Here is a 19,928-nt window from a genome sequence, read left to right on the forward strand (position 1 = left end):
GACGCCGTACGGAAGGGAGAGCCGTGGCCCGTCCACGCCTGCTCCGCAGATGCCTCCTCGCCGCCGCCCTCTCCGCCGGGCTGGCCGCCTCCCTCGTCACCGGCCCCGCCCGGGCGGAACCCGGGGCCGCCGACGCCGCGGCCGCCGCGGTGACGTTCTCCGACACCTTCGACGGGCCGGCCGGCGCGGCCGTCGACTCGTCGAAGTGGCAGATCGAGACCGGCGACAACGTCAACAACCACGAGCGGCAGTACTACACCTCCGGCAACAAGAACGCGGCGCTGGACGGCCAGGGGCACCTGGTCATCACCGCGCGCAAGGAGAATCCGGCGAACTACCGGTGCTGGTACGGCACCTGCCAGTACACCTCCGCCCGGCTCAACACCTCCGGGAAGTTCACGGCGCAGTACGGGCACGTCGAGGCCCGGATGAAGGTGCCGCGCGGGCAGGGCATGTGGCCCGCGTTCTGGATGCTCGGCACCCCGGTGAACTGGCCGGACTCCGGCGAGATCGACATCATGGAGAACGTCGGTTTCGAACCCTCCACCGTGCACGGCACCATCCACGGTCCCGGCTACTCCGGCTCGGGCGGCATCGGCGCCGGGTACACCCTGCCGAACGGCCAGGCCTTCGCGGACGACTTCCACACCTTCGCCGTCGACTGGGCGCCCGACTCGATCACCTGGTCGATGGACGGCAACGTCTACCAGCGGCGCACCCCGGCCGACCTGGGCGGGAAGCAGTGGGTGTTCAACAAGCCGTACTTCCTGATCCTCAACCTCGCGGTCGGCGGCTACTGGCCCGGCGACCCGGACGCCTCCACGGTCTTCCCGCAGACGCTGGTGGTGGACCACGTCTCGGTGACGACGGGCGACTCGGGAACGGGCGGCCCCATCCGCGGCCTGGCCGGCAAGTGCGTGGACGTCGCCGCGGCGAACGCCGCCAACGGCACCCCCGTACAGCTCTACGACTGCAACGGCACCGCGGCCCAGCGGTGGACGGTGGGTTCCGACGGCACGATCCGGGCGCTGGGCAAGTGCCTGGACGTCGACGCCGGCGGCACGGCGGACGGCACGGTCGTGCAGCTGTGGGACTGCAACGGCAGCGCGGCGCAGCAGTGGGTCGTCACCGGGGCGCGCGACATCGTCAATCCGCAGGCCGACAAGTGCCTCGACGCCACCGGCAACAGTTCGGCCAACGGCACCCGGTTGCAGATCTGGACCTGCACGGGCGGCGCCAACCAGAAGTGGACGGTCGGCTGAGACCCTGGACCGGCGTCAGTGCAACGTCCAGGTGAACTTGTCCCCGCCCACCCAGCGGACCACGTCCGGATCGTCCAGGTCGTGGACCGTGATGCCGAAGGCGGCGGCGGCCTCCAGTACGTCGGTGACCGCCCTGGCCTCGCCGACCACCTGGCCGTCGATCTCCACGATCCGGAACGGCGGAGTGCCCGGCTGCACCCGGAGCACGAGAATCCGCGGACTGCCGATGTGCGGGGTGTCGATTTCGGTCATGCATCGAGGGTAGGACGCGACCCGCGGTAGTGGCTGGGCGAGCGGACCACCGGGCGGGACGGACCTTCAGGGACGACGCCAGTCGTCGCCTCTCAGATGGGATCCGGCCATCGGGCCCATCCGGAGCATGCCGCCGTCCACGCTCCAGGACGCGCCCGTGACGTACGAGGCGTCGGGGCCGGCGAGGAAGGCGATCACCGCGGCCACCTCGCGGGCGTCGCCGGGCCGGCCCAGCGGCACGCCGGGGCGGCGCTCGGTGTGCGGGTCGGTGTCCTCCTGACCGGTCATGGGCGTGGCGATTTCGCCGGGCGCGACCGCGTTGACGGTGATGCCGTGCTCGGCCAGCTCGATCGCCATGACCTGGGTGAGCAGGCCGAGGCCGCCCTTGGCCGCGCAGTACGGGGCCGCGCCCACCCGGGGCTGGTGCTCGTGGACGGAGGTCACGTTGACGATCCGGCCGCCCCCGCCCTGTTCGATCATGCGCCGGGCCGCCTTCTGCCCGCACAGGAACGGGCCGGCGAGGTCCACGTCGAGGACGCGCCGCAGATCGTCCAGGCCCAGGTCGAGGAAAGGAGTGGCGGTGCCCGTGCCGGCGTTGTTGACCAGCACGTCGACGCGGCCGAGCCGCTCGCACAGCCCGTCGACGGTGTCCGCGGCCTCGGGCAGCCGGGTCAGGTCCACCCGGGCGGTCTCGGCCCGGCGGCCCAGCGCACGGACCTCTTCGGCGGTCCCTTCCGCGCCCTCCTCGTCGGTGTGCCAGGTGATGCCGATGTCCATCCCCGCCTCGGCCAGGCGTACGGCGGTGGCGCGGCCGATGCCGGAGTCGGCGCCGGTGATGACGGCCACTTCGGCGTCGGACGGGCTGGGACTGGACATGACGGCCTCCTCTTCGGCGCTGCTCGGCTCCGCGCCCCGCGTCACGCCCGGCGGCGGCCGGCGGTGGCGCGGGGCGTCGCAGTACCCGGGAACGGCGCGGACAAACCGCCCGGCCCGTGGTGCGGTTCCGGGGGCGCTGGGGAACCCTGGACGTGCCGGAGGAGGAGGTGTCGATGGAGCCCGTCGAGGCGCTGGAGCGCATCGCGTTCCTTCTGGAGCGGTCCCAGGCGCCGACGTACCGCGTCCGGGCCTTCCGCACCGCGGCCCGGGTGCTCGGTGAACTGCCGCCCGCCGAGCTGCGCGAGCGCGTCGGCTCGCTGGAATCGCTGAAGGGCGTGGGACCCAGGACGGCGCAGGTGGCGCGCGAGGCGCTGGCCGGGCAGGTGCCCGAATACCTGGAGAAGCTGGAGGGCGAGGCGGACGCACCGCTCGCCGAGGGCGGTGAGCGGCTGCGGGAGCTGCTGCGCGGCGACTGCCACCTGCACTCCGACTGGTCTGACGGCGGCAGCCCGATCGAGGAGATGGGCCGGGCCGCGGCGGCGCTGGGGCACGAGTGGGCGGCGCTGACCGACCACTCGCCGCGGCTGACGGTCGCGCGCGGCCTGTCGCCCGAGCGGCTGCGCGAGCAGCTGGACGTGGTGGCGGAGCTCAACGAGACCTGGGCGCCGTTCCGGCTGCTGACCGGTATCGAGTGCGACATCCTCGACGACGGCTCGCTGGACCAGGAGCCGGAGCTGCTGGAGCGGCTGGACGTCGTCGTGGTGTCGGTCCACTCCAAGCTGCGGATGGACGCCCGCGCGATGACCCGCCGCATGGTGCGGGCCGTACGCGATCCGCACGCGGACGTCCTGGGGCACTGCACCGGGCGGCTGCTGACCGGTCGGGGGCGGCCGGAGTCGCAGTTCGACGCCGACGAGGTGTTCGCCGCCTGCGCGGAGTCCGGCACGGCCGTGGAGATCAACAGCCGGCCCGAGCGGCTCGACCCGCCGCGCCGACTGCTGCGCCGGGCCGTGGACGCCGGAGTGCTGTTCTCCGTCGACACCGACGCCCACGCCCCCGGCCAGCTGGACTGGCAGATCCACGGGTGCGCGCGGGCCGAGGAGTGCGGGGTGCCCCCGGAGCGGGTGGTCACCACCTGGCCGCTGGACGACCTGCTCGCCTGGACCGGTCAGGGCCGCATTCCGGCCGGAGTGGCGGGCCGCTGACGTGGTACACGCAGGTCGAGCCACGATCAGGAAAGGAACGGTGCATGGAACGGGCAGCCGTGTTCGACGTCGACGGGACCCTCGTCGACACCAATCACCTGCATGTGACGACCTGGTGGGAGGCGTTCCGGCAGGCGGGTCACCGGGTGCCGATGCACGCCGTCCACCGGGCCGTGGGACTGGCCTCGACCGACCTCATCGGGCATCTGCTGGGCGAGGACCGGAACACGGACCAGGACGCGCAGCTCAGCGCCGCGCACAAGGCGCTGTACGGGCAGTACTTCGACCGCCTGCCGGCGCTGCCGGACGCCGGGGAGCTGCTGCGCCGCCTGGCCGGCGACGGCTGGAAGGTGGTCCTCGCCACTTCGGCGGGCGGCGCGGAGCTGAGTGCGCTGCGGCGGGCGATCGACGCGGACGACGCCATCGACGCGACCGCGAGCGCCGACGACGTGGCGGCCGGGAAGCCGGCGCCCGAGCCGGTGGAGCACGCCCTGGAGCTGGCCGGGGTACCGGTCGAGCGGGCCGTGTTCGTCGGCGACACCGTCTGGGACATGCGCGGGGGCAGTCGGGCCGGGGTGCGCTGCGTGGGTGTGCTGTGCGGCGGTCTGCCCCGCGCCGACCTGGAGGAGGCCGGCGCGGACGCGGTCTACGCCGACCCGGCCGACCTGCTGGCCTCGCTGAAGGAGAGCCCGTTCGCATGAGCCACCGTGTCGTATCCCGCTCCGGGGCGGGTAGGCCGGTCGAGCGGATGCCCGGCGCATGACCGCGGTGACACGTACGGTCCGCGAGGTGTTCCGGGGGCGGCGGCCACTGGCTGCGGCGTGGTGGGAGGCCTGTGCCGTCGGGCGCGCGATCCGGGCCGCCTGGCGGGGGCCCGGCCGGGAACGCGACCTCGTCGTGCAGTCCCTGAAGGCCGCCGGCGCCGCGCTGATCGCCTGGGCCGTGGCGGGCGTCTGGCTGGACGATCCGATGGCGCTGATGGCGCCCTGGGTGGCGCTGGTCCTGGTACAGGCCACGGTCTACAGCTCGGTGCGGCAGGCCGGGCAGCAGTTCACCGCGATCTGCGCCGGGGCCCTGATGGCGTCGGCGGCGCAAACCATCACGGACGACACCACGGGGGCACTGGCCCTGTCCCTGCCGGTGCTGATGCTGATCTCGAACTGGTCCCGCTTCGGCGGACAGGGCATCTACACGGCCACCACCGCGGTGTTCGTGCTGGCCTCCGGCACGGCTGTCTCGGCGTCGGCGGTCGGGCACCGGGTGGGGCAGGCGGCGCTGGGCGCGGTGATCGGCGTCGCGGTCAACGCCTTCGTGCTGCCGCCGATCCACCTGCGCGACGTACGGGAGAACCTCGCGGGGCTGGCCCGGGAGGCGGGCGACGTCCTGCACACGGTGGCGGCCGACCTGCCGGAATCCGAGTGGGACGCGCAGACCGCGGCCGGCTGGTCGAACGACGCCGCGCGGCTGCAGCGGCGGCTGAAGGCGCTGGAGTCGGCGCGGTCCTGGAGCCGGGAGAGCCTGCGCCTGACCTCCGGTCCGCTGCGTGCGCTGCGCCGTGCGCCCACCGCCGCCGTCCCGCCCGAGGAGGAGGACCAGCGCTGGAGCCGGGTCACCGGGAACATCTCGGCACTGACCCGGACGCTCGCCGTGGCCGCCGACGAGAACCGGACACCGGCCCCGCCGCAGGGCCCGGTGCTGGACCTGTACGCACGCCTGCTCCGGCTGATCGGCGACTCCTGCCGTGCGGAGGCCGACCGCCTGCTGGGCGAGGCCGCCGACCCCCGGCCCGAGGAGGCGACGGACGCGACCATGGAGGAACTGCACCGGCGGCTTCAGGACGGGCTGCGGGAAGAGGCCGGGCAGGGAGCGGCGCGGACGGCGGTACTGGGCACGCTGCTGCTCCAGGCCGAGAACCTGTGGGCCGAGGTCGTTCCCGAGCCCAGTCGCGGTGACCCGCCCCGTGGTGCCGACACACCATCGCAGTGACACACATCACCCCAAAGCGCGACAGACGGTGGAACACCGGAAGGCCCTCTCCCGTTGAAAAGGGCGTGGGTACGGATGGGACAGTGTCCCCGGGCCTCACCTATCGCCCACAGGGAAGATCGTTCGGCTGAAGCCCTGTGGAGCCCTTCGCCGAGAGGCGACCGCCATCCGTACCCACCTCGAACCGCCCCGACCGTGATTCCCCCGTCGCGGTCGGGGCTTCTTCTTGCCCGCTCCTCCTTCGGCCGTCCTGCGTGCCCGGGCCGCGGGGCGGGTACCCGGTGACGTCCGCACGGGCAAAGTCGCCGAGAGGAGCGCAAGGTGAGCAGCACAACGGGCACGAGGGTCGTGGTCACGGGCGCCACCGGCAACGTGGGCACCAGCGTCGTACGGCTGCTCTCGGAGGATCCGGAGGTCGCCTCCGTGCTGGGCCTGGCCCGGCGGATTCCCGAGTGGTCGCCCGCCAGGACGGAATGGGCCGCGGTCGACCTGGCCTCGGACCGGGCGGACCTGACCGGACACTTCGCCGGCGCCGACGCCGTGGTGCATCTGGCCTGGGCCTTCCAGCCGACGCACGACCCGGCGACGACCTGGCGCACGAACGTACTCGGCTCCATCCGGGTCTTCGAGGCGGTGGCCGCGGCCGGAGTGCCGGCGCTGGTGCACGCCTCGTCGGTGGGCGCCTATTCACCGGGACCGAAGGACCGCGCGGTGGACGAGTCGTGGCCGACGCACGGCTGGCCCGACGCCGCGTACTGCCGGGAGAAGGCCTATCTGGAACGGGCCCTGGACACCTTCGAGCGCGACCACCCGGGGATCCGGGTGGTGCGGATGCGGCCCGCCTTCCTCTTCAAGCGGGAGTCGGCCAGCGAACAGCGCCGGATCTTCGGCGGCAGGTTCCTGCCGGGCCCGCTGGCGCGGCCGGACCTCCTGCCGTTCCTGCCGGACGTCCCCGGCCTGCGGATGCAGGCCCTGCACACCGACGACGCGGCGAACGCGTACCGCCTCGCGGTGCGCTCCGGGGCCGCCCGGGGCCCCTTCAACCTCGCGGCCGAGCCTCCGGTCGACGCCGCACTGCTGGGCGAGATGACCGGCGTGCGCCGGGTGCGGCTGCCCCGCACCGCGGCCCGCTCCGCGATCGCCGCCGCGTGGGGGCTGCACCTGCTGCCCGCCTCCCCGCACCTGTTCGACGCGGTGCTGCGGCTGCCGCTGCTGGACTGCACGCGCGCCCGGGCGGAACTGGGCTGGCGTCCGGTCCTCACGGCCACGGAGGTGCTGGAGGAGTTCCTGCGGGGCTTCCAGGAGGGCGCGGGAGCGGCCACCGAGCCGCTGCGCGGGCGCAAGGTCGGCTGAGCGCCGCCCGTCTCCGCGAGGAACCGGGTAAGCGTCCTCAGCCGGAGGACTCGTCGGGCACCGGGTGCTCCGGGTGCACGGCGCCGGAGTGCGGGGCACCCTGACGGCCCGTCCCCGCCTCGTCCGTGTCGGGTACGTCGGTGCCGTCGCCGGTACCGGCGTCGTCGTCGGCCTCCTCTGCTCCCTCGGGGCGCTGCCCCTGCTCCAACTGGTCCCGTGTGGGCGCGGCGGCCTCCCAAGGGTCGTCACCGGTCCCTGCCTGCTGGTCCGGCATGTCCCGCGGGACGGGGTCGCCGTTCTCTCCCGGTCCTTCGAGGCGGTGGTCGGTCACGGCGCACTCCCTTTCTGCGGTCGCTGCGGCATCCGGTCGTTCCGGCCGTCCGAACGCCTGCGGGTACCACCCGCGCCGACCTGCGAAACGTCGGGGTGACGCCCGCCGGCAAATTCGCTGGCACACCTCCCGCACGGCTATCTACGCTAGGCGGAAACCTAGGGATCCTAGGTTTCCGTTTCCGCCCTCCCGACGCAGAAGGCATGGGAAGATCATGCGACCACTCACCGAGCAGGACATCCGAGGCTCCTTCATCAACTGCTCGAAAGGCGAGGCCAAGCGCATGGCCGTCCCCCGTGACCTCGCCGAGCGCCCCTGGGACGATCTTGATTTCCTGGGCTGGCGTGATCCTGGGGCGCCCGACCGCAGCTATCTGGTCGTCGAACGGGACGGGCGCCTCACCGGTGTGGCCCTGCGCTTCCAACCGGGCCGGAGCGGCTTCTTCCAGCGCAGCCTGTGCGCGCTGTGCCTGACGACGCACCCGCGGGGCGGCGTGTCGCTGATGACGGCGCGCAAGGCGGGCCCGGCTGGCCGGGAGGGCAACTCGGTCGGTCTGTACATGTGCACCGACCTCGCCTGTTCCCTGTATCTGCGCGGCAAGAAGTCCCCGGAGGGCGGCGCCCGCTTCGAGGAGAGCCTGACCCTGGAGGAACAGGTCGCCCGGACCTTGGGCAACCTGTCCGCCTTCCTCGCCAAGGTGACCGCCTGACGATCGCGGAAGCACGGCGGCGCACGGCGCGTGAGATCCCTCCCCACCCCCTTCGTCCGGTTACCGTCCTGTCCGGATGCGTTCGAGGCGCCTGGGGAAGGGAACAGCCCGAGGATGCGCGATGTACGTGAGAGAGCCGCGTCGGCCCTGCGGCGGGTGAAGTGGCTCAGGGACCCCATGGTCGTGCAGGCGCTGCGCTCGGCCACCGCCGCGTCGATCGCCTATGTGATCGCCGTGCGGCTGACCCCCGACAAGTCGGCGGCGCCGCTCACCGCGCCCCTCACCGCGCTGCTGGTCGTCCAGGTCACCCTGTACGCCACGCTCAAGATGAGTTTCCGCCGGGTGAACGCCGTGGTGGCCGGCGTCCTGGTCGCCATCGCCTTCAGTCAGCTGGTCGGACTGAGCTGGTGGAGTCTGGCCCTGGTGATCGTGGCGGCGCTGGGCGTCGGACATCTGGTGCGGGCGCACGAGTTCGTGGCCGAGGTGGCGATCAGCGCGATGCTGGTGCTGGGCGTGACCTCGCACGGATCCCTGGCCTGGGCGCGGGTGGTTGAGACGCTGATCGGCGCGATCGTCGGCCTGGCCTTCAACCTGGTGCTGGCGCCGCCGGTGTGGGTGGAGCAGGCGGGCGAGTCGATCGAAGGGCTGGCCCGGCGGATGCGGCAGCTGATGCTGCGGATGGGCGAGGAGGCCTCGGGCAGCACGGCGTTCCTCGAGGCGGCGGCCCGGCTGCACGAGGCCCGCCGCCTCGACCACGAGATCGGCGAGGTGGACGAGGACCTCCGGCAGGCGGAGGACAGCCTGCGGCTCAATCCCCGTGTGCGTGAGGGGCTGCTCCACCGGGTGGTGCTGCGCTCGGGTCTGGACACGCTGGAGATCTGCACCGTGGTGATGCGGGTCCTCGCCCGCACCTTCACCGACCTCGCCAAGGAACGGGAACCCGATCCGCTGTTCCCGCCCGAGACGGGCGCCACCATCGAGCAGCTCCTGTCCGAGATCGCCGACGCCGTGGTCAGCTTCGCGGTCCTGGTCACCACCAGCGTCAGCGATGACGCCGAGTCCGCCGAGGAGAGGCTGTCCGCCCAGCTGCGGCAGGCCGCGGTCACCCGGGACCGGCTGGCCGGGCTGCTTCTCGAGGAGGTCCGGCGCGACCAGCGGCAGTGGCAGTTGCAGGGCGCGGTGCTGACCGAGGTCAACCGCATCATCGACGAGATGGACACCGAGCACCGTTCGCGCCGGCTCCTGGAGGAACTGGACCGGCACACGCGCGAGCAGCGCGAACGCAGGCCGCGGCTGACCTTACTGCGCGACCGGGTGCGGTCCCGGCTGCGGAAGCGGAAGCGCGGCGCCGCCGCGCGGCGTTCTTCCTGAGAACGCCGGAGGAACGACGGCCGTACGACCGTAACGCCGCCGGAACAGCGGGGGCCGCGGCTCGCGGTGCCGTGCCGCGGGGCGTCGGGTTTCCCCACGTGGCCGGCGCGTCCGCGGCGGGTGGCCCCGCCCGCCTCAGCCGTAGCCGTCGGTGCGCCGGCGCTGCGGGGTCCGGGGGCAGGAGGCCGTGCCGGCCTGGGCCAGAAGTACGTGCATCCGCTCCGTGAGCTGGGCGATGTCGTCGGCCGGCGCGTGGAAGGGCAGCCGCACGTCGCCGTGGGCGCGGACGCGCTCGATGCGCAGCGTCAGTCCGTGCCGGTCCACGGCGAGGGGCCGCACCCGAACCGCGCCGTGCAGGCTGTCGGCGTCGACGAGCCGGGTCAGCCGCTCCACCGCGTCGCCGTGGCAGTCGGCGAGATGGGTCAGCAACCGGGCTTCGGCGAGCGCCAACGGATCGGGGGCGGCGGCGGCGAACTCGTCGAGGTCGACGACCACGGCACCGGACGGCTGCCGCAGCACCACGCGCGTGGGACGGAGCGCCAGGTGACCGTCCTCCGGGGCGAACCAGCCCGCCAGCCAGAGCCGGGCCCTGATCCGGCCCCGGACCGGCACGGGCGCCACGTCGGCGAACTCCAGCACCGCGGTCGGCTCCCCGCGGGGCGCGCAGATCGCCGCCGCGAGCAGTGCGCTGTCCTCGGGCACGTGCAGCAGCACCCGGCCGTCGTCGGCGACGCCGTGCGCGCCGACGAGCTCCTCGCGTCCGCCCTCCGCGGTCACCGCACAGGACCAGGCGGCGGCGAGCACGGAGCGGGCCCGTTCCGCAGCGGCGGGCGCGGCCGTCCAGGTGTGACTGTCACCCATCCCAACCTCCGTCGTCAGCTCAATCGTCACTCATTAGGTTAGCCTCACCTAACCTATCGGAGATCGAAGTGCGCGCCAGTCAGGACGCCGGATCTTTGCCAGGCCTTTCAGCGCGCCGGACGGCGCATTTCACCGGCCTGACGGCGCGTCTCGAAGTGCAACGGGAGCGCTCACGGCGCGATGGCACCGAGCAGGGCCCGTGCGCACAGGTCACGTACCTGTTCCAGGGCCGGCTCCGGGTCCCGCAGCCACTCCAGGCAGACCGCGGTGGTGAACGCCAGCCAACCCCGCACCGCCAGCCGCACGTCGGCCCGTTCCCCGAAGGCCGGACCGAACTCCGGGTCGGCGGCCAGGGCGGCGATAATCTGCCGCTCCTGCGCGGCCAGCGCCTGCCGGTAGACCCTGCGCACCGCACGGTCCCCGGTCGCGTCGGCGCGGTGGAAGGCGCGATAGCCGTGCGCGTGCGCCCGGACGTAGTCCAGGTACGCGCCGAGGCCCGCCGCGAGCTGTTCCCGGACGGGCACACCGGGCACGGCCGCTGTCATCCGCAGCATCCGCTCGCTCTCGCGCTCGACGACCGCCGCGAAGAAGTCCCGCTTGTTCGGGAAGTAGTGGTACAGCAGCCCTCGGGAGACCCCGGCGATCTCGGCGACCCGCTCGATCCACACGTCGTCGTAGGGACTCTCCGAGAACAGCCGCGCGCCCACCGACAGCAGCTGCTCCCGGCGCTCCTCGGTGCTGAGCCTGCGGCGGGTGCGCTCGCCCTGGTTCGCGGCCATGCCCGCACCTTACTTGACGCCGATTCAACTACGGGTCGAGACTGAGGCGCGTTATTGAATCCATGTACAACACGCTTGCCCGGCACGTGCAACACGCCGCTGCGTCGGAGGAGATCGCGTCATGGCCCGGACGACGGACCGCCTGGCACCGGACGGGCTGCCGAAGGGCTTCCGCAGCGCCGAGCTGGGCTGGCCCGAACTGCACCGCATCCCCCGCCCGCCCTACCGGCTCCCGCTGCTCGGGGACGTGGTCGGGGCGAGCCGGAGCACCCCGATGCAGGACTCGCTGCGCTACGCCCGGCAACTGGGGCCGATCTTCCGGCGGCGGGCGTTCGGCAAGGAGTTCGTGTTCGTGTGGGGCGCCGCGCTCGCCGCCGACCTGGCCGACGAGACGCGGTTCGCCAAGCACGTGGGTCTGGGCGTCGCCAACCTGCGGCCGGTCGCCGGGGACGGACTGTTCACGGCGTACAACCACGAGTCCAACTGGCAGCTCGCGCGCGACGTGCTGGCCCCCGGGTTCAGCCGGGAGGCCATGGCGGGCTACCACGTGATGATGCTGGACGTGGCCGCACGGCTCGCCGACCACTGGGACCGGGCCCTGGCCGAGGGCCGGTCGGTGGACGTTCCGGGTGACATGACGGATCTGACGCTGGAGACGATCTCGCGCACCGGGTTCGGGCACGACTTCGGTTCCTTCGAGCGCTCCCGCCCGCATCCCTTCGCGACCGCGATGGTCGGTACGCTCAACTACGCACAGCGTCTGAACACGGTGCCCGCGCCGCTGGCCCCCTGGCTGCTGCGCCGCGCGAGCCGGCGCAACACCGCCGATATCGCCTACCTCAACCGCACGGTCGACGACCTCGTACGCGCCCGCCGCACCGGCGGCGGGAGCGGCACGGGTGACCTGCTCGACCGGATGCTGGAGACGGCCCACCCGGAAACGGGCGAGCGGCTGTCGGCGGAGAACGTCCGCCGACAGGTCATCACCTTCCTGGTGGCCGGCCACGAGACCACCTCGGGCGCGCTCTCCTTCGCCCTGCACTACCTCGCCCGACACCCCGAGGTGGCGGCCCGGGCCCGCGCCGAGGTGGACCGGGTCTGGGGCGGCACCGAGGCGCCCGGCTACGAGCAGGTGGCCAAACTGCGCTACGTGCGCCGGGTGCTGGACGAGTCGCTGCGGCTGTGGCCGACCGCGCCCGCCTTCGCGCGGGAGGCCCGCCGGGACACCGTGCTGGACGGTACGCATCCGATGCGGCGCGGGGCCTGGGCGCTGGTGCTGACCGGCATGCTGCACCGCGACCCTCAGGTGTGGGGTCCGGACGCCGAACGGTTCGACCCGGACCGCTTCGAGGCCAAGGCCGTACGGTCGCGCGCCCCGCACACCTTCAAACCGTTCGGCACGGGCGCCCGGGCGTGCATCGGGCGGCAGTTCGCGCTGCACGAGGCGACGCTGGTCCTCGGGCTGCTGCTGCGCCGCTACGAACTGCGCCCGGAGCCGGACTACCGGCTCCGGGTGACCGAGCGGCTGACGCTCATGCCGGAGGGACTGCGGCTCCACCTGGAGCGGCGGCCCGCGACCGGCCGGCCCGCGGCGACGGACGGCGCGCCCCTGTCCGAGAACGCCGCCTCAGCCTCCCGCTGTCCAGTGCACCGGGTGGGTGACTGAGCCCGGCAGCCTGGTGCCGGCGCTGCCCCGGGCCGCGGTGAGCTGCGGCTGGGTCACGAAAAAGGCTCCCGTCAGGTCCGCGTCCGTCAGGTCGGCGTCGCGCAGGTCCGCGCCGATCAGGTCGGCGCCCCGCAGGTCGGCGCCGGTGAGGTCGGCGGCGATGAGACAGGCGCCGCGCAGGTCCGCGCCGCTGAGGTCGACGCCCTTGAGGCGGGCGCCCATCAGGTCGGCGCCCCGGCGGTTCTTCTTCTTGCCGCGGGTGCCGGCCCGCGCCAGCTCGCTGGTGCGCAGCAGGAGCACGTTGACCCGTTGCCGGTGCGCGGCCACGTCCAGGGTGGCCAGTTCCTCGGGGGTCCCCTCGGCGAGCCGCTCGGTGTCGGCCAGGAGCCGGCGCAGGTCGGCGTGGACCGGGCGGGCCGCGGGCAGGGTCAGCGCCTCGGTCAGGTACCAGAGCAGCTCGTGCAGCTGGCGGACGACCGGGAACACGTCGAACATGCGGCGGGTGCGCTCCGGCGGTCCGCTGCGCCAGTCCTGGCCGCCGAAGGTGACCTGCGAGACCCGCTGCCCGGCGCCGAAGCAGTCGTAGACCGTGCAGCCGGTGAAGCCGGTCTGCCGCAGCCGTGCGTGGATCCCGCAGCGGTGGTCGTCCTGGAGGTTGGTGCAGGGCTTTCCGGCGTCCTTGTCGACCGCGAAGTCCCTGGACCGGGCGAAGGGCAGGGCCACGCAGCACAGGCCGAAGCAACGCCCGCAGTCGCCGCGCAGTTCCGCCTGGTCCGCCGTGTGATCTCGCATGACGTCGAGCATACGGACCGCCGGCACGCCGCGGCACCGGCGCCCCCACGGCCACGGCCACGCCATCCCACAAGCCCCTCGCCATGGCCACACGGCCCCTCGGCCACGCCCCGGGTGAAGCTCCGGTTCGACGGCGCCCGGGGCGTGGCCGACTCGGTCAGGCCTGCAGGCCCGACACGTCCAGGCGGGCCAGCCGGTCCGGGTCGGCCAGGATGTACAGGCCGGTGATGAGACCGTCGACGACGCTGACGCAGGTGACCGACCGCGGACGTCCCTCGGCCACGGCGGCGGTGCCGACCGTGCCGTTGACCAGGACGAGGCGCGCGAAGCCGGCGAGGTGCCGGAAGTGGAACGCCCCGGTGGCGACCGTCCGGGCCCCCCGCAGCACCTTCGACGCCGCCGCCGGCAGATGAACCGGCAGCTCACCGTGCAAGAGTCCCGCAACAAGCTGGCCCGGGACGTGTGCCACGGCAAGCGCGGCACCATTTACCAGGCGTATCGCGACGGGATGGAGGACCAGCTCGGCGCGCTCGGCCTGGTCCTCAACGCCATTGTGCTCTGGACCACGAAGTACATCGACGCTGCCGTCGCCCAACTCCGCGCCGAGGGAAACGAGATCCGGGAAGAGGACATCGCCCGGCTCTCCCCGCTCAAGCACCGCAACCTGAACCTGCTCGGCCGCTACAGCTTCACTGCCAGCGTTCCTGCCGCCGGTGCCCTGCGTCCGCTGCGCGACCCGGAGGCGCCCGAGCTGGATGAGGACGAAGAGGGCGAGGAGTGAGCGCGAGGGTGCTGCTCGACGGTTACGCAGTGCCCTCGTTTTCGGCCCGCACCCGGGCGGCGGGCGTCACTTCTCGTCAGTGCCGGGTTCCGCGTTGATGGATGCCTGGTAGATATCCGCGTAGGTAGGGGAGTCCTTGACCAGGTCGTCGCAGAACGCGGCGACGTCGGTGCCGATGAGTTCCACAACCCCCTTGCCTCCGGCGACGCCCTCCTCGAAGAAGTCGACGATCCCGGGGAGCAGGGGCCCGTCAGACAGGCTGATCGGGCCGACCTTGAACAGGTACTTCTGCATCTCCTTGTAGACGATCTGGTAGTCCGGCGGGAGTGCCCTAACCCTAGCCACGTGCGCCCGCCACTGTTTCTTGCCTTCGATGATGTCCTGAATGCTCACGTCAGCCTCCCAGCCGGCTCAATTTCCTCGCGACGTTCCTGTTCAACTGCTCGCGCCACCGGTCGCGATACGTCCGGGCCCCTGCTCCGCCGGCCAGCGCGGTGCAGAAGCCTTGGATGTCCTCGCCCAGCACCTCGCGGACGCTCTGGCCGTCCGCCGCTGCTACTTCGAGCAGCCCCAGGGCGGAGTCGAGGATCGGCATTAGGTTGCGACCGGTGAAGTCCCCGTAGGGGAAAAGGTGGGCGATGATCTGCCCCCACGCCGCCCGGTAGTCGTCCGGCAGGACATCGACCCGGGCCTCGAACGCCTTCCATTCCCTGGTGAGATCGCTGCCTGTGACCTTCTCCCAGAAGTTCATCTCCCGCCCTCCTTGAGTCTGTCGATGCGTGATGAGAGGTACTGCCACTTCGCCCAGAACTTCGCGAGTTCCTCGCGTCCGGCGTCGTTGAGCGCGTAGAACTTGCGCGGCGGACCGACCCCGGATGGCCGTTTCGTCACCTGGACGAGCCCGTTCCTCTCCAGCCGCAGCAAGATGGTGTACACCGTCCCCTCGATGACGTCGGTGAAGCCGAGCTCGTTCAGCTGACGGGTGATGGCGTACCCGTAGGTTTCCTCGCTGCCGATGATCTCGAGCACGCACCCTTCGAGCGTGCCCTTCAACATCTCCGTCAGGTCGTCCATCGCGGGTGCTCCTCAGCCTCTCAGTACTACGTGCTACCGAGTACTGCTATACGGTATCACCGAGTAGCGGAGGGCGGCAGTATCGATCGAGGAGCGGGGCGTTGCGGAGCCGGTCCGGTGAGTGGCCCCACTGTGGAGCCCGGGGCCTCGCCGACCGGTCCTGGGTCGCGTCTACCGGATCCCCAGGTTTTTTGTCGGCCAGCTCGTGCCTGTCGTCAAACGATCGTTTGACGACAGGCAGACGAGACGTCCAATGAACCCGTTCGAGGCGGCGCGAATCCAATCAGATCCGATGGTGATTGCTGACGGGATTTGACGACAGATAGGGTCCGATCCTCCGTACGGACGGGGCCCCACGGTGGCGAACCTGGTCTACAAGCGGGTCTCGACCGACCAGCAGTCCACCGCCCGGCAGGACCTCGTCCTGGAGGAGGCCGGGATCGAGGACCCGGTCGTCTCCGAGGAGGACCCGGGCACCTCCAGCCGCCTTCACCCGCTCCAGCGCCCGATGTTCGGCGAACTGCTGATGTATCGGCGGCCGGGCGACACCGTGCACATCTCCGAGATGTTCCGCCTCGTGCGCGGCGACCAGCACATCCTCGACGTGCTCGATGTCCTGCACCGTGACCGCCTCGCCCTGCGCATCCACGACGGAGCGTTCTCCGCGATGGACCTCACCGCCCGCCACCCGCGCACCGGCGAGCTGCTGTCCACCGTGAAGTTCATGGTGCAAACCCTCGCCGCTGCCGGCGAACTCCAGCGCGACCTCCAGCGCGAGCTGACGTACGACGGGCTGCGCGCCGCCGAGGCCAAGGGCAGCAAGGGCGGACGCCGCCCCGCCGTGGCGGCCGCGAAGGCCGACGATGTGCGCACCGCGTACCTGGAAGGCCGCTCCATCGCCGCCCTCGCCCGCGACCACCGCGTCAGCCGGGGCGCGATCCGTACCGCCGTCGCCGACCTCCTGCCCGACCACACCGCCGGCGAGCAGGACGCGCCCGCCCCGGAGCTGCCGGTCACCCTCGACATGCCGGGCAAGATCGCGGACTACCTCCGCGCCACCATGCTGGAGCCCGCCGAGCGCGCCGCGCTCGACCGAGGGGCGACCGTACGGCGCGGCCAGGGCTACACCCTGCGCGTCAGCGCCGTCCCCGCCGTACACCGCAAGCTCCTCGCCCGCTGCCAACCGCTCGACGGCGGCCAGGGCCTCCCCGCAGTCCCGGCCCAGCGCAAGGCCCGCCGCGAGTACGAGAACAGGGTCAGCGCACTCGCGCCCTGAACAAGATCGTTCTCACCGATAACTGTCGTACCGATGTTCCCCGAGGCCGTTCCCCGCCATGTGCTCCCCCGACACGCTTTCCCCCACCACGTGCTACCGACCGAAGACTTCGAAGGTCACCGCGGGCTTCCCGCCGAACCGCTCCCCCGCGGTCTCGGCGAACCCTACGAGGAAGCCGCGCACGTACGTCTCCGGGTCCTCGTCGGTCAGCGCCTCGATGTAGGTGCGGTGTTCCAGCAGGGAACGGACCGCGCGCTCCAGGCCCGGTGTGGCGTCCACGGCGTGCGTGGGTGAGGAGGTACCGGCGACCGCGACCCAGCGCACGCCGTCCCAGGGCTCGAGCCCCCGCTCGGCCAGCTCTGGGAAGATCCACCGGTTGCCGGCGTCCCCCGCGGCGTCGAGGGCGGCCCGCCCGACGGCGACGTGGTCCGGAGTGTTCCAGGCGACGCCGCCCCAGGTGTCGCGGTGGTTGAGGGTGATGACCAGCTCGGGACGGTGCCGGCGGATCGCGGCGGCGATGTCCCGGCGCAGTGCGGTGCCGTACTCGATCACGCCGTCCCGGTGGTCGAGGAACTCCACCTCGCTCACCCCGACGACGGCCGCGCTCGCCCGCTGCTCACGCTCCCGCAGCGGGCCGGCCTCGGCGGGCGCCAGGGTGTCGATGCCCGCCTCGCCCCGGCTGGCGAGGACGTAGGCGACCTCGCGGCCCTCGTCGGTCCAGGCCGCGATCGCCGCCGAGCAGCCGTACTCGAGGTCGTCCGGGTGGGCGACGACGGCCAGGGCGCGCCGCCAGTCGCCGGGCATGGGCTCCAGTTGCGTGATCGTCGGCTCCGTCATGACCGCACACTAACCCGTGCCACCTACATCCCACCCGGGATTCGAACCCGGCGCCGTTCAGGCCTCGTCGCGGGCGAGAGCGAGCAACCGGTCCAGGACGCGGGGGCCGCCGGCCCGGACGCCGTCGTGCTCGAACTCGTCGGTGACCCAGGTGCGCAGGCCGCGGATCGTGCGGGCCGTGGTCAGCGCGTGGGCGGTGTCGACGTACATGTCGTCGTGGTAGACGGCCGCGGCGGCCGGCACCTCGTTGGCGGCGAGGCGGGCGGGGTCGTAGAGCGGGGTCCAGTCGGTGCGGGCGGCGAGCAGCTCGGCGGTCTCGCGCAGCGGGCGCAGCGCCGGGTCGCAGTCGAACATCCATGGGTGGATCGACTCGCCGGTGAACAGCAGCGGTTCGTCGCCCGCGAGGGCCTTGGCCGCGTCGAACCGCGGGAACTCGGCGCGGACCCGCTCGGCCGACCAGTTCGTGGGGCGTGCGTCCTGGCCGTAGATGGCCTCGTGGACGAGGGCGTACAGCGGGTGGCCCGCGTACGAGAGCAGGGCCTGCGCCTGCTCCTGGAAGGCGTCGGACAGCTCGTGTCCGCGCGGGGTGCGGACGAAGGCGTCCTCCAGGAGGAAGTGCAGGCGATGGCTGCCCTCGCTGCCGCCGAGCAGGATACCGAGGGACTGGAAGGCCTCGACGGTGAGCCGGTAGCCGTTCGGCAGGACGACGTCCTGGGTGAGCAGGTGGTCGGCGATGCGGCGGGCGCGCTCGACGTCCTGCGGGTAGCGGGCGTAGTGCGCGGCGACCTTGCGCTCGATGCGGGGGTAGGCGGCTCGGTAGACGTCGTCGGCGTGGGCGTCCAGGGAGGGCAGGCCGCCGGTGATCAGGGCGGTGCTCAGGCCCTCGGGGGCGAGCGACAGGTAGGCGACGGTGCAGAAGCCGCCGAAGCTCTGGCCGAGGACGGTCCAGGGGGCGCCGCCGGTGACCTGCGGGCGGATGGTCTCGCAGTCGCGGACGATGGAGTCGGCGCGGAAGTGGGTGAGGTAGTCGGCCTGCTCGGCGGGGCCGCCGCGCAACGGGAGCGTCTGGCGGTTGGCGGGCGTGGAGGCGCCGGTGCCGCGCTGGTCGAGGAGGAGGACGCGGTACTCCTTCAGGGCGCGGCCGAGCCATGCGGGACGGCCGATGAAACGGTTCGCCCCGAAGCCGGGGCCGCCCTGGAGGTAGACCAGCCACGGCAGGTCCCGGTCCGTCTTGTCGCTCGCGACGGCCTCGCGGGCGTACAGCTCGATGGTCTCCCCGCCGGGGTCGGCGTGGTCGAGGGGCACGGTGAAACGGCGGTCGGTGAGGACGACGCCGGGCTGGCGGTAGCTGACGCTCAACGGGGGCTCCCGGGACGGACGGATCGCACGGTCGGACCGTGCGAACGGATCTTTCGGCCGTGTCCCAGTTCAGCACACGTCCTTGCGGAGACCGACCCCCAGGACCGGAATCCGTGCTGAACGGACGGTCAGCGGGCGGCGAGACTGGAGCGCCGCACCACCAGTTCCGGCTGGAGGACCACCCGCCGGTGTGCGTGGGCCCGGTCCGTGCCCTCCAGCTCCGTCTCCTCCAGGAGCAGTTCGGCGGCCATGGCGCCCATGGTGACGGCGGGCTGGCGCACGGAGGTGAGGGGGACGGCCGCGGCGGCGGCGAACTCGATGTCGTCGTAGCCCACGATCGCGAGGTCGTCGGGGACGCCGACGCCGGCCGCGTACAGAGCCTGGAGGACACCGAGGGCGAGCAGGTCGTTGGCGCAGAAGACGGCGGTGGGCCGGTCGGCGAGGCCGAGCAGGCGGGCACCGGCGTCCCGGCCGGCGGCGACGTCGAGCCGTTCCGTGGGCAGCTCGCGCAGGGCGTCGGGGCCGAGGCCGGCCTCGGCGAGGGCGTTCAGGGCGCCGGTGCGGCGGTCGCGCACCTGGTTGAGGCCGGGCGGGCCGCTGACGTACGCGATGGAGCGGTGCCCGGCGTCCACCAGGTGACGCACCGCGAGGGCGCCGCCCGCGACGTCGTCCACGGAGACGGAGCACTCGGTGGTGCCCTCGGCGACCCGGTCGACCAGCACGAAGGGGATGTTGTGGCGCCGGAAGCCCTCGATGTTGCGGCCGGTGGCGTCGGCCGGGGTGAGCAGGACGCCCCGCACCCGCTGCTCGGCGAAGAGCGAGAGGTACTCGGCCTCCTCCCCCGGGTTCTGTGCGCTGTTGCAGACCATCACGCCGAGACCGGCATCGCGTGCGGCCCGCTCGGCGCCGCGTGCGACGTCGACGAAGAAGGGGTTGCCCATGTCCAGGACGAGCAGCCCCATGATCCGGCTGCGGCCCGCGCGCAGCTGGCGCGCGGACTCGCTGCGGACATAGCCGAGCCGGTCGATCGCGGACAGCACGCGCGCGCGGGTCTCGGTCGCGACCGTGTCGGGGCGGTTGATGACGTTGGAGACGGTGCCCACGGATACTCCGGCGGCGCGGGCGACGTCCTTGATACCCACCGAATGGGCCATCGGG

The 19,928-nt window shown here is 72.6% G+C and carries 22 protein-coding genes and 1 pseudogene; 10 read left to right on the forward strand and 13 right to left on the reverse strand.

Annotated features, from left to right (window positions below; genetic code table 11):
• The first annotated feature begins 23 nt into the window (after positions 1 to 23).
• On the forward strand, positions 24 to 1,262 hold the full coding sequence (locus tag IE142_RS10030) for a glycoside hydrolase family 16 protein (RefSeq protein WP_191885356.1): 1,239 nt from the start codon (positions 24 to 26) through the stop codon (positions 1,260 to 1,262).
• Positions 1,263 to 1,277: 15 nt separating this feature from the next.
• Here the strand turns inward: IE142_RS10030 and IE142_RS10035 are convergent, their stop codons facing one another.
• Together IE142_RS10035 and IE142_RS10040 are read right to left on the reverse strand one after the other, a co-directional pair.
• A complete protein-coding gene (locus tag IE142_RS10035; RefSeq protein ID WP_043384393.1) occupies positions 1,278 to 1,514 on the reverse strand; it encodes a hypothetical protein in 237 nt (78 codons plus the stop codon).
• 66 nt (positions 1,515 to 1,580) lie between these two features.
• The gene (locus IE142_RS10040) at positions 1,581 to 2,390 is read right to left on the reverse strand and encodes an SDR family oxidoreductase (protein ID WP_191885357.1); all 810 of its coding nucleotides are present in this window, start codon (positions 2,388 to 2,390) and stop codon (positions 1,581 to 1,583) included.
• A gap of 173 nt (positions 2,391 to 2,563) precedes the next feature.
• On the opposite strand from IE142_RS10040, the gene IE142_RS10045 reads away from it, so the two are divergent.
• The 4 genes from IE142_RS10045 (at position 2,564) to IE142_RS10060 (ending at position 6,934) form a co-directional block, all read left to right on the forward strand.
• Positions 2,564 to 3,595, forward strand: a complete 1,032-nt coding sequence (locus IE142_RS10045; RefSeq protein ID WP_191885514.1) for a PHP domain-containing protein — start codon at positions 2,564 to 2,566, stop codon at positions 3,593 to 3,595.
• Positions 3,596 to 3,639: 44 nt separating this feature from the next.
• On the forward strand, positions 3,640 to 4,296 hold the full coding sequence (locus IE142_RS10050; RefSeq protein WP_191885358.1) for an HAD family hydrolase: 657 nt from the start codon (positions 3,640 to 3,642) through the stop codon (positions 4,294 to 4,296).
• A 58-nt stretch (positions 4,297 to 4,354) separates the two neighbouring features.
• Positions 4,355 to 5,581: an FUSC family protein gene (locus IE142_RS10055; protein ID WP_191885359.1), complete on the forward strand. Its 1,227-nt coding sequence runs from the start codon at positions 4,355 to 4,357 to the stop codon at positions 5,579 to 5,581.
• A gap of 321 nt (positions 5,582 to 5,902) precedes the next feature.
• A complete protein-coding gene (locus IE142_RS10060) occupies positions 5,903 to 6,934 on the forward strand; it encodes an SDR family oxidoreductase (protein WP_191885360.1) in 1,032 nt (343 codons plus the stop codon).
• A gap of 37 nt (positions 6,935 to 6,971) precedes the next feature.
• Here IE142_RS10060 and IE142_RS10065 read toward each other — a convergent pair whose 3' ends face one another.
• Positions 6,972 to 7,265 carry a hypothetical protein gene (locus tag IE142_RS10065; RefSeq protein ID WP_043384403.1) on the reverse strand — a complete coding sequence of 98 codons (294 nt, stop codon included), beginning with the start codon at positions 7,263 to 7,265 and terminating at the stop codon, positions 6,972 to 6,974.
• A 214-nt stretch (positions 7,266 to 7,479) separates the two neighbouring features.
• Here IE142_RS10065 and IE142_RS10070 point away from each other — a divergent pair, with 214 nt between their 5' ends.
• Together IE142_RS10070 and IE142_RS10075 are read left to right on the forward strand one after the other, a co-directional pair.
• Complete coding sequence (locus tag IE142_RS10070) at positions 7,480 to 7,974, forward strand: FBP domain-containing protein (protein WP_191885362.1); 495 nt, start codon at positions 7,480 to 7,482, stop codon at positions 7,972 to 7,974.
• Positions 7,975 to 8,088: 114 nt separating this feature from the next.
• Positions 8,089 to 9,345 (forward strand): FUSC family protein, encoded by a 1,257-nt coding sequence (locus tag IE142_RS10075; RefSeq protein WP_191885363.1) that lies wholly within the window; start codon positions 8,089 to 8,091, stop codon positions 9,343 to 9,345.
• Between the two features lie 135 nt (positions 9,346 to 9,480).
• Here the strand turns inward: IE142_RS10075 and IE142_RS10080 are convergent, their stop codons facing one another.
• Together IE142_RS10080 and IE142_RS10085 are read right to left on the reverse strand one after the other, a co-directional pair.
• On the reverse strand, positions 9,481 to 10,206 hold the full coding sequence (locus IE142_RS10080; protein ID WP_191885365.1) for a DUF2470 domain-containing protein: 726 nt from the start codon (positions 10,204 to 10,206) through the stop codon (positions 9,481 to 9,483).
• A 170-nt stretch (positions 10,207 to 10,376) separates the two neighbouring features.
• Positions 10,377 to 10,985, reverse strand: coding sequence for a TetR/AcrR family transcriptional regulator (locus IE142_RS10085; protein ID WP_191885367.1), 609 nt, complete (start codon positions 10,983 to 10,985; stop codon positions 10,377 to 10,379).
• Between the two features lie 121 nt (positions 10,986 to 11,106).
• On the opposite strand from IE142_RS10085, the gene IE142_RS10090 reads away from it, so the two are divergent.
• A complete protein-coding gene (locus IE142_RS10090; protein WP_191885369.1) occupies positions 11,107 to 12,651 on the forward strand; it encodes a cytochrome P450 in 1,545 nt (514 codons plus the stop codon).
• Here IE142_RS10090 and IE142_RS10095 read toward each other — a convergent pair.
• Positions 12,613 to 13,443, reverse strand: a complete 831-nt coding sequence (locus tag IE142_RS10095; protein WP_370466326.1) for a pentapeptide repeat-containing protein — start codon at positions 13,441 to 13,443, stop codon at positions 12,613 to 12,615. The genes IE142_RS10090 and IE142_RS10095 overlap by 39 nt on opposite strands.
• 157 nt (positions 13,444 to 13,600) lie before the next feature.
• The gene (locus IE142_RS10100; protein WP_229830344.1) at positions 13,601 to 13,876 is read right to left on the reverse strand and encodes a sigma-70 family RNA polymerase sigma factor family protein; all 276 of its coding nucleotides are present in this window, start codon (positions 13,874 to 13,876) and stop codon (positions 13,601 to 13,603) included.
• Here IE142_RS10100 and IE142_RS10105 point away from each other — a divergent pair.
• Positions 13,844 to 14,224 (forward strand): annotated as a pseudogene (locus IE142_RS10105) (Tn3 family transposase); the annotation flags it as partial. The gene IE142_RS10100 and the pseudogene IE142_RS10105 sit on opposite strands and share 33 nt — an antisense overlap.
• Before the next feature lie 66 nt (positions 14,225 to 14,290).
• Here IE142_RS10105 and IE142_RS10110 read toward each other — a convergent pair.
• The 3 genes from IE142_RS10110 to IE142_RS10120 are packed head-to-tail and all read right to left on the reverse strand — an operon-like array spanning position 14,291 to position 15,298.
• Positions 14,291 to 14,617, reverse strand: coding sequence for a DUF1048 domain-containing protein (locus IE142_RS10110; RefSeq protein WP_191885370.1), 327 nt, complete (start codon positions 14,615 to 14,617; stop codon positions 14,291 to 14,293).
• A 1-nt stretch (position 14,618) separates the two neighbouring features.
• On the reverse strand, positions 14,619 to 14,975 hold the full coding sequence (locus IE142_RS10115) for a DUF1048 domain-containing protein (RefSeq protein ID WP_191885371.1): 357 nt from the start codon (positions 14,973 to 14,975) through the stop codon (positions 14,619 to 14,621).
• Positions 14,972 to 15,298, reverse strand: a complete 327-nt coding sequence (locus IE142_RS10120; protein WP_053711998.1) for a PadR family transcriptional regulator — start codon at positions 15,296 to 15,298, stop codon at positions 14,972 to 14,974. The genes IE142_RS10115 and IE142_RS10120 overlap by 4 nt, the downstream gene beginning before the upstream one ends.
• A gap of 358 nt (positions 15,299 to 15,656) precedes the next feature.
• On the opposite strand from IE142_RS10120, the gene IE142_RS10125 reads away from it, so the two are divergent.
• Entirely contained in the window at positions 15,657 to 16,574 is a 918-nt protein-coding gene (locus IE142_RS10125) for a recombinase family protein (protein WP_191885373.1), read from the forward strand.
• A gap of 93 nt (positions 16,575 to 16,667) precedes the next feature.
• On the opposite strand, the gene IE142_RS10130 is transcribed toward IE142_RS10125, so the two are convergent.
• The 3 genes from IE142_RS10130 to IE142_RS10140 form a co-directional block, all read right to left on the reverse strand.
• On the reverse strand, positions 16,668 to 17,411 hold the full coding sequence (locus IE142_RS10130) for a PIG-L deacetylase family protein (protein ID WP_191885375.1): 744 nt from the start codon (positions 17,409 to 17,411) through the stop codon (positions 16,668 to 16,670).
• A gap of 57 nt (positions 17,412 to 17,468) precedes the next feature.
• On the reverse strand, positions 17,469 to 18,770 hold the full coding sequence (locus IE142_RS10135; protein ID WP_191885376.1) for an alpha/beta fold hydrolase: 1,302 nt from the start codon (positions 18,768 to 18,770) through the stop codon (positions 17,469 to 17,471).
• A gap of 128 nt (positions 18,771 to 18,898) precedes the next feature.
• Positions 18,899 to 19,924, reverse strand: coding sequence for a LacI family DNA-binding transcriptional regulator (locus IE142_RS10140; RefSeq protein WP_191885378.1), 1,026 nt, complete (start codon positions 19,922 to 19,924; stop codon positions 18,899 to 18,901).
• Between the last annotated feature and the right edge of the window lie 4 nt (positions 19,925 to 19,928).

The sequence above is a fragment of the Streptomyces mutabilis genome, assembly GCF_014649815.1.
Lineage (GTDB): Bacteria > Actinomycetota > Actinomycetes > Streptomycetales > Streptomycetaceae > Streptomyces > Streptomyces mutabilis.

Excerpts from the sequence above, each read along its gene's own strand:
- IE142_RS10070 (WP_191885362.1), top strand. The coding sequence starts at position 7,480 with ATGCGACCACTCACCGAGCAGGACATCCGAGGCTCCTTCATCAACTGC.
- IE142_RS10140 (WP_191885378.1), bottom strand. The coding sequence starts at position 19,924 with ATGGCCCATTCGGTGGGTATCAAGGACGTCGCCCGCGCCGCCGGAGTA.
- IE142_RS10115 (WP_191885371.1), bottom strand. The coding sequence starts at position 14,975 with ATGAACTTCTGGGAGAAGGTCACAGGCAGCGATCTCACCAGGGAATGG.
- IE142_RS10130 (WP_191885375.1), bottom strand. The coding sequence starts at position 17,411 with ATGACGGAGCCGACGATCACGCAACTGGAGCCCATGCCCGGCGACTGG.
- IE142_RS10040 (WP_191885357.1), bottom strand. The coding sequence starts at position 2,390 with ATGTCCAGTCCCAGCCCGTCCGACGCCGAAGTGGCCGTCATCACCGGC.
- IE142_RS10050 (WP_191885358.1), top strand. The coding sequence starts at position 3,640 with ATGGAACGGGCAGCCGTGTTCGACGTCGACGGGACCCTCGTCGACACC.
- IE142_RS10095 (WP_370466326.1), bottom strand. The coding sequence starts at position 13,443 with ATGCGAGATCACACGGCGGACCAGGCGGAACTGCGCGGCGACTGCGGG.
- IE142_RS10075 (WP_191885363.1), top strand. The coding sequence starts at position 8,089 with ATGCGCGATGTACGTGAGAGAGCCGCGTCGGCCCTGCGGCGGGTGAAG.
- IE142_RS10045 (WP_191885514.1), top strand. The coding sequence starts at position 2,564 with ATGGAGCCCGTCGAGGCGCTGGAGCGCATCGCGTTCCTTCTGGAGCGG.
- IE142_RS10090 (WP_191885369.1), top strand. The coding sequence starts at position 11,107 with ATGGCCCGGACGACGGACCGCCTGGCACCGGACGGGCTGCCGAAGGGC.
- IE142_RS10085 (WP_191885367.1), bottom strand. The coding sequence starts at position 10,985 with ATGGCCGCGAACCAGGGCGAGCGCACCCGCCGCAGGCTCAGCACCGAG.
- IE142_RS10055 (WP_191885359.1), top strand. The coding sequence starts at position 4,355 with ATGACCGCGGTGACACGTACGGTCCGCGAGGTGTTCCGGGGGCGGCGG.
- IE142_RS10080 (WP_191885365.1), bottom strand. The coding sequence starts at position 10,206 with ATGGGTGACAGTCACACCTGGACGGCCGCGCCCGCCGCTGCGGAACGG.
- IE142_RS10120 (WP_053711998.1), bottom strand. The coding sequence starts at position 15,298 with ATGGACGACCTGACGGAGATGTTGAAGGGCACGCTCGAAGGGTGCGTG.
- IE142_RS10035 (WP_043384393.1), bottom strand. The coding sequence starts at position 1,514 with ATGACCGAAATCGACACCCCGCACATCGGCAGTCCGCGGATTCTCGTG.